General features: G+C 70.7%; 6 protein-coding genes. All 6 read right to left on the reverse strand.

All coding sequences use genetic code 11. The features are described from left to right. Positions 1-50 precede the first annotated feature (50 nt). Positions 51-1,526, reverse strand: coding sequence for a DUF3560 domain-containing protein (locus ACGF2Y_RS03340; protein WP_392942855.1), 1,476 nt, complete (start codon positions 1,524-1,526; stop codon positions 51-53). Positions 1,527-1,855: 329 nt separating this feature from the next. Beyond that, positions 1,856-2,278 (reverse strand): DUF6409 family protein, encoded by a 423-nt coding sequence (locus ACGF2Y_RS03345; protein WP_392942857.1) that lies wholly within the window; start codon positions 2,276-2,278, stop codon positions 1,856-1,858. Between the two features lie 119 nt (positions 2,279-2,397). Next, the gene (locus ACGF2Y_RS03350) at positions 2,398-3,288 is read right to left on the reverse strand and encodes a hypothetical protein (RefSeq protein ID WP_392942859.1); all 891 of its coding nucleotides are present in this window, start codon (positions 3,286-3,288) and stop codon (positions 2,398-2,400) included. Positions 3,289-3,411: 123 nt separating this feature from the next. After that, positions 3,412-3,771 (reverse strand): hypothetical protein, encoded by a 360-nt coding sequence (locus tag ACGF2Y_RS03355; protein WP_392942861.1) that lies wholly within the window; start codon positions 3,769-3,771, stop codon positions 3,412-3,414. Positions 3,772-3,834: 63 nt separating this feature from the next. Further along, complete coding sequence (locus ACGF2Y_RS03360; protein WP_392942862.1) at positions 3,835-4,467, reverse strand: hypothetical protein; 633 nt, start codon at positions 4,465-4,467, stop codon at positions 3,835-3,837. A gap of 462 nt (positions 4,468-4,929) precedes the next feature. Further along, a complete protein-coding gene (locus ACGF2Y_RS03365) occupies positions 4,930-6,039 on the reverse strand; it encodes a hypothetical protein (protein ID WP_392942864.1) in 1,110 nt (369 codons plus the stop codon). Positions 6,040-6,431: the final 392 nt, after the last annotated feature.

Below are 6,431 nucleotides of genomic sequence, written 5' to 3' on the forward strand. Positions count from 1 at the left end.
AGAGAGGCCCGCCCCGGTGCGCTCGGCCGCCGGGGCGGGCGGGGGCGTGGTTACGCGGCCTCGGCGGGGGCCTGCGTGGCGGCGGTCCATTCGCGGCGCGGGGTGATGCCCAGGTCCGTAAGGACCGGATCCAAGCTCCCGTTGTCCGGCGTCCATTCCCAGTCAGTACCTTCGACGCCGGGCCGGTCGGTCCAGGTGAGCATGTAGGAGCGGCCGGAGGTCCGGGGATCGCCGCACACCGCTTTTGCCTCGCGGCGGGGCAGGGCCCACAAGGCGCGCTTGCGGGAGCGGCGGGAATTCTTCGAGGTGATGAGCACCAATGCCATGTCCTCCTGCCCGTTTGCCGTTTCGGCGGGGGCCGTCGCCGGGGTCGGCCTCCCTTCAGGGACGTGTTGACCGAGAGCCCAGCGGTGCGCTTTCGCGTGCCAGGGGCTGGGGTGACTGGTCGGGCACGTCTCAACCGCCGGTACCGGCTCCTTGACCGGCGGGGCCTGCTGGGCCTTCTCCTGGTGCTCGACGGCCTCGGCCCGAGGCGGCTGCTGCATCTCGTCAGCGCTCTTGCGCCCGGACACGTCGTCGTAGGGAGCGGTCCAGGTCCAGCCGTCGTGACGGTTGTCCGCCGCGCGAACGACGCGCTGACCGACGCCGTTGTGAATGTGCGGGATCGTCACCGACTTCGGGTTGACCCGCAGGATCTCGTACCAGGTGCCTCGGTAGAGAACGAAGTCCCCGCGCGTGAAGTCGGCTTTCGACCACGTCTTGAAGCCCTCGGCCTCGGCGTCCTTGATGACCTGCTCCCAGTGGGCGATCTCTTCCGTCAGCTCCTGGTGCTCGGTCTCCAGCTCGGGGTCTGCCGGACTTCGGGAAAACCCCTTGGCAGACTCGCCGCGCTGCCACTTCTCGACCGCGCGGAGGTCGGTCCGCAGCTTGTCGAGACGGCGGAGCGTGCGGCCGGGGTCCTTTTTAAACCGCTCGTAGTTCGCGGCGGCCTGTGCCCGGCCGGTCCAGTGGGCGGCGCGGTCGCTCTCGCCGATACTCATGCGCATCGCGTTGTCCATCCGCGCGTGATCACGGCGGGCGCGGCCCTCGGAGTGATGTCCGACGAGGATCGGCTGACCGAAGGCGAACCGCTCGGATATCTCGTGGCTCAACTTCCATGCGGCCTCGGAATTCTGGGCGGCGCTGGAGGCGTATCCGCCGAACCTCTCCGCCCGGCCTTCGGCCTTTTCTTCCCGCTCTTTCTCGGCGTCGGAGAACGAGCGGCGGTCGGCGTTGTCGATGGTCAACGTGACCTCGAAGCCTGCGTCTCGGAGTCGCTGCGCCAGGAGTTCGAGCGAGGGGGTGTAGGTGGCGTGGTCGCGGCTGTGCGGGAGATACCAGCAGTCAAGGTTCCTGCTCCAGCGGAAGGGCTGGCGCTGGGTCCGGCCGTACTCGCGGAGTCGCAGGATCTCGGCCGATCCGTCGCCCCGGCTGGTCCCCTCGATCAGGGTTCCTTCTCGGCGTGTGTGGGTGATCTCGATAGTCACTGAACTGGCTTTTCCTGGTGAGAGTTTGGTCCGTCCGCAGGGCGGACCGTGCGTTGGCAGCGGCGCTGCACCACGGGCGCGGGCCGTGAGGGACGATCGGATCGCGGGTCGTCGCGCCTGCGCAACGACAGGGGCTGTCGCGCCCCCGCGGGGCGCGTCCGCTGCGGTCCGGTGCCCGTCGTCGGTCGGCGGAGCCGCTTGCGGCGGAGTCGGCCGGCGGCGGTGAACGCACCGGACCTGTCCTGCCGCCCCGAAGGGGGTGTCCGCTGGGGTGCTGGGGGCCCGCCGGTCCAGAGGGTTGCCCTCCCCCGGACCGGCGGGCCGTGGTGTCAGCTGCGGTGGAGCGTGTGCCGGGCGGCCGGGTCGGCGTCGGCGAGTCCGGTCCGCTCGCGCCATGCCTGGCGGACGGCGGCGCAGAGCGCGTCCCCGTCGTCGTAGGCGAACCGTCCCCGGCGCAGGTCGCGGACGATGTCGCGGAACGTGTCCTGGTGCATCGTGGTCAGCGTGTCGTCAAGCGGGGTCAGCTCGTGCGGGAACATCGCCTGGACGCTGTCGCCCGGCTGCGGGGCACCGAGGGTGAAGAACCAGACCACGGACATGGTGGCCTCGTCCGCGAACTCCGGCTCGCCGAACGGGCCGACGACGACGGCGGGGCGGGTGTCGAGCTGGTGGCCCCGGAACCAGGGGCCGCCGATCACGAGCGTCGCGGTGGGGAAGTCCTGAACGGTGGGCTTCTTGTCGGTGGTGAGCATGTCGCGTCCTGTCTGGTGAGAGATTCCGCCGGGGCCGGTCGGCCCCGGCGGCGGTGTCGGTCGGGGGGTTGCCCTCCCCCTTCCGACACCATTAATTAAACCATGTTTCTGGGTTCGGGTCAACCGGTCACGGCAAGTTCGCGGCAGTGCCCGGCGGCGGCCCTGACGGCGCGGGCGATGGCGCGGCCGGTTTCGATGGCCCGGACGGCGGACTCGTGAACCGGGGGCTTCCTGTCCTGGGTGATGATGCCCGCGAGCGGCGGCATGACGGCGGGGCCCGGAGTGATTCCGAGGATGAGCGCGGCCACGTGCGCGGCTGAGGCGACCTCGGCGGCGTGCTGGCCGGGAAGGGGCGCGTCCGCCTCGGTGATACGTCGCCACGCGTGGCCGTACAGCAGGATGCGGACGGCGTTGTCGGGGGCGTCCTGGGTGAAGTCGAACCCTCCGGCCTGCTCGGGGTCCTCGTGGTACTGGTCGCGGTACTGGTTCACCAGGACATCGCGGATGACCTCGGCGGCGAGCGGGGCGGCGGCGGGCGGTTCGTAGGCGTCGCCGTCGGTCTGGCTGATGTCGAAAACCGGCCCGGCCTTGAACCCGGACACCTTTCGCGTCTCACCCTCGGCGGCCTCGCTGGCGGCCTCTCGCTGCCCGCCGTCGGCGGCTGCGGCCGGGACCTCCTGCCCCTCCTCGGACCGCCGCTTGATCGGCGTCCAGATGCGGAGGGAAGTGGTCCCCTTAGCCGGGAAGCGCCCGACCTTTCGCCAGTCTCCGGAGCTGAGTACGTGGGTGGCGTTCGGGCACTGGGCGGCGATGGCCATGCAGTTGGTGGGGCTGCGGTCGTCGCGGTCCGTGTGGGTCAGGTTCGCGGCCGTGCGCATGACGGCGTCCCAGAACTCTTCACTGTCGACCATCGCGCCGTACGCGCGATCCATGACGGCTTCGAGCTCACCGCGCATCTTGGCGGAATAGGCCCGGCGCTCTTCGTCGGTCATCTTCGGCTTACGGGGCATGTCGCGGTCCTCCTGGTGAGAGATAGGCGTCCGGGGCCGGCTGGCCCCGCGGTGTCGGACGGGGGGCTGCCCTCCCCCTTCCGACACCAGTAATTAAACCATGTTCTTGGGTGATCGGCAACCCTAAATCCAGTACAACCCTGCTTCGTTGCTCACGGCGCGGTATACGGCTATGACCTCGTCCTCTATTCGCGTCCAGCGTTCGAGGATATCGGGGGCGGTCTTCTTGTCGCTGGCCGCGCGCGTGGCCCTGCGCCATTCAATGGCAATTTTGAGTGTGCGAAGTTGAGAGCGGGTCAGTTCCCATCGGCCGGAATCCGGGAGTTGATCACCGTAGGCCATCGCTACGGCGTTGTTGATGTGCTCGGTACTGGACCACACATTTTGTGTGGCTTGGAGCGCAAGGGCGCGTTTGAGGGTGCACCGGAGGTGCGGGGCCTGCACGATCCATTGCGGCTCGATGACGAATATATCGGCGCTCATCACAGGGCCTTTCTGCCCGGGGCGGCGCGCTGCGGAAGCGCGCCGCCCTGAAACGTGGGGGGATTAGAGGGCGTATACGTCGACGTATTCGCCGTGCTCGTCTTCGGGTGTCTGGACGCTGGGGAGAAAGCGACTCACCGCGAATACAACGGCGTCGGCGATAATTCGGGGCACGTCGTTGAGTACGAGGCTCACCGCGTCGCCGTCGAGTCCGATGCGGACCTCTCCCGGTTCAAGGTTCATGTAAACGAACGCAGATGTGCCATCAACCCGGGTCCGGGCTCCGGGGAGGCGGGCGGAGAGATCGCGTGCGGCCTCCTCGACATCCCGCCGCGTCTCGGCCTGCGCGCGGTTGTGCTCGGTCACCCGCTCGTGAACGTCACGGTGGGCGGGGATGAGGTCGGCGGCGATCCGGGCCGCGATGTCTGCCGGGTCCTCGGTCATGGCGACTCGGACGGTGTCGCGCTCGCCCCTGCGGAACGGGTAGTCGGTGGCGGGGAATGCGCCTCGGATGTGCAGGTGGCCGGGGTCATCGAACCGCTCGGAGAGGTGAAGCTGTCGGCCGTCCAGGTGGGTGAAGGTGGCGGCGTGGTCCAGCTCCTGGACGCCGTGGCGGGCGGGCTGCGGTCGCCAGTTGCCGCCGAGTTCGAGAGCGATCGGGTGGGCCAGCTCCGCGACGGTGAGAGGCGTGTTCATCGTTCGTTCTCCTGGTGAGAGAGGTTGTCGGCGGCCGGTCGGCCTGCCGTGTGCCGATCGGGGGTTGCCCTCCCCTTCCGACATCACTAATTAAACCACGTTCTATGGGTTGGGTCAACCTGAATAGGCGCTCTGACCTGGCCTTTTCCCGCCCCCACCTGCCCGCACCCGCCCTGCCGGGCCCGGCACACCACGCACCTGGGCGGGGTTCCCTCCTCGGTCGGACAGCTCCGCCGTACCAGGGTTCCGGGCGCGGTGTCCTGGCTCGCGTAGCGACCGCGTAGCGGCTTGGCCTGGACGCCGTGTCCGGGTTCCTGGTACGCCCCTTGGGGTGTCCGGCCGAGGAGGGAACCCCGCCTTCACCACCTGCACCACGACGGCGCGGCACCCGACCAACCAGCCCCCACCCCCTCCGAGGAGGACCCGCCGGAGGCAGCCTGTTCGCCCTCGCCGCCACCCCGTTCACCACAAGGTGGACTGCACGGCGGACTTCCCGCTCGACCATGACCTTGTCGGAGTCGAGGGCTGCTCGGCTGGGGTGGCTGCCGCGTTCGGCACCTTCACCGCGGGGCAGTAGCCGCCTTGGTCTTCCCATCGGTCGGCGGCTTCGCGCTCGGCCCGTTCGTGCTGTTCGGTGAGCGCGACCGGCCTCCGGTAGAGCTTCCGTGCGCTGGAGTCGAGCGGCGGCAGCAGGCGGGCGGCGGCCTTCTGGTCGTCGCGGCGCTTGTGGCGTCGCCGGACCTTGGCGAACCGCGCCTCGTAGGCTTCCCGGTCGGTACGTTGCAGACCCGCCGGGTGGAGTCGCGCGAGTTCTAGGGCGACCTGGCCCATCGGGCTGGGGATCAGGGTGCGGGTGCCGTCGTCCTGCCGGACGGCGACGATGAATCGGGCGGCGAACAGGTCCTGCGTCCGTTCGCGGTTGATCCGCCGGCCACCGTCCCAGACGCCACGTCGTGCTGCCTGCCGGGCCCGTCCGCCCCGCCAGTACAGACGGCCGGACTCGGCGGCCTCCATCACACAAACGTGTCCCGCCGTCCAGCCGAGTTCGGCAACATGCCCTTGGGCGAGATACCGGTTCCTCGCCGCGCGGTCCCGGTTCTCCTGGTCCATGCCGGTGGCCGCCCGTTCCTCGGCCTCCTGCTCGGCCTCTTGCTGACGGAGAGCGCTCTCCTGCTCGGCGTACTCGGCCGCCGTCAGCTTCCGCTCCAGCTCGGCCCGCAAGTCGGCGGCGGTCGTCTCGACCCCGGCGGCCGACTGAGCACGCACGGCGTGGTCGACGGCCTGACGGGCGCAGTACAACGGGGCGCCGCTCGGCATCGCGGGGTCGTCGGCGTACTGCTCCGCGCGGTCGGCGTGCTGCTCGGCCTCGACGGCTTCCTTGTGGGCGGCGTGCATGACCGCCTCCAAGCGGGCGGTGGCGCCCGATCGGCTGTGGCACACGGCGGTCATGGCGTCGTCGGCTGCGGTGACGGCGAGGATCGCGGCCTGTCGGGCAACCTGGATGCACGTCTGCGGAGACGGGTCTCCTACGGTCGCGGCCTGGGGACGGACGGCGCAAGCGTTCTCGGGCATGGGGGTGTTCCTCGGGTGTCTCAGTGCTGCGGGCGGCGGCGTGCCGTGGCCTCGCCGTAGGGGTGCCGCCCGTGGTCGCGCGGAGCGCGACGGACAGTGCCGTCGTGCCCGTAGGGCACGCCCTTCGGCCCGGCGTCCGGACGGGGCTGGAGGGCCGCCCGCGGCCCGGACGCTCCGGCCGGCTGCGAGCCGGGCCAGGCTGAGCCGTCCCGGAGGGACGCCCTTCGTGCGTGAGCCGGAGAGCGAAGCCGGCCGCCGACGCGGTCGGTCCCGGACGACGGTGGGCGGAGCGTGTGGTGGGGGGGGGGGCGCCGCCCCCCCCCCCCGGCGGGGGGGCGGGGGGGGCCGGGGGGGCCCGCCCCCCCCCCGCCCGGGGGCGTGCGGGGGCGGGG

It is taken from the genome of Streptomyces sp. NPDC048142 (assembly GCF_043202835.1).
Classification (GTDB): domain Bacteria; phylum Actinomycetota; class Actinomycetes; order Streptomycetales; family Streptomycetaceae; genus Streptomyces.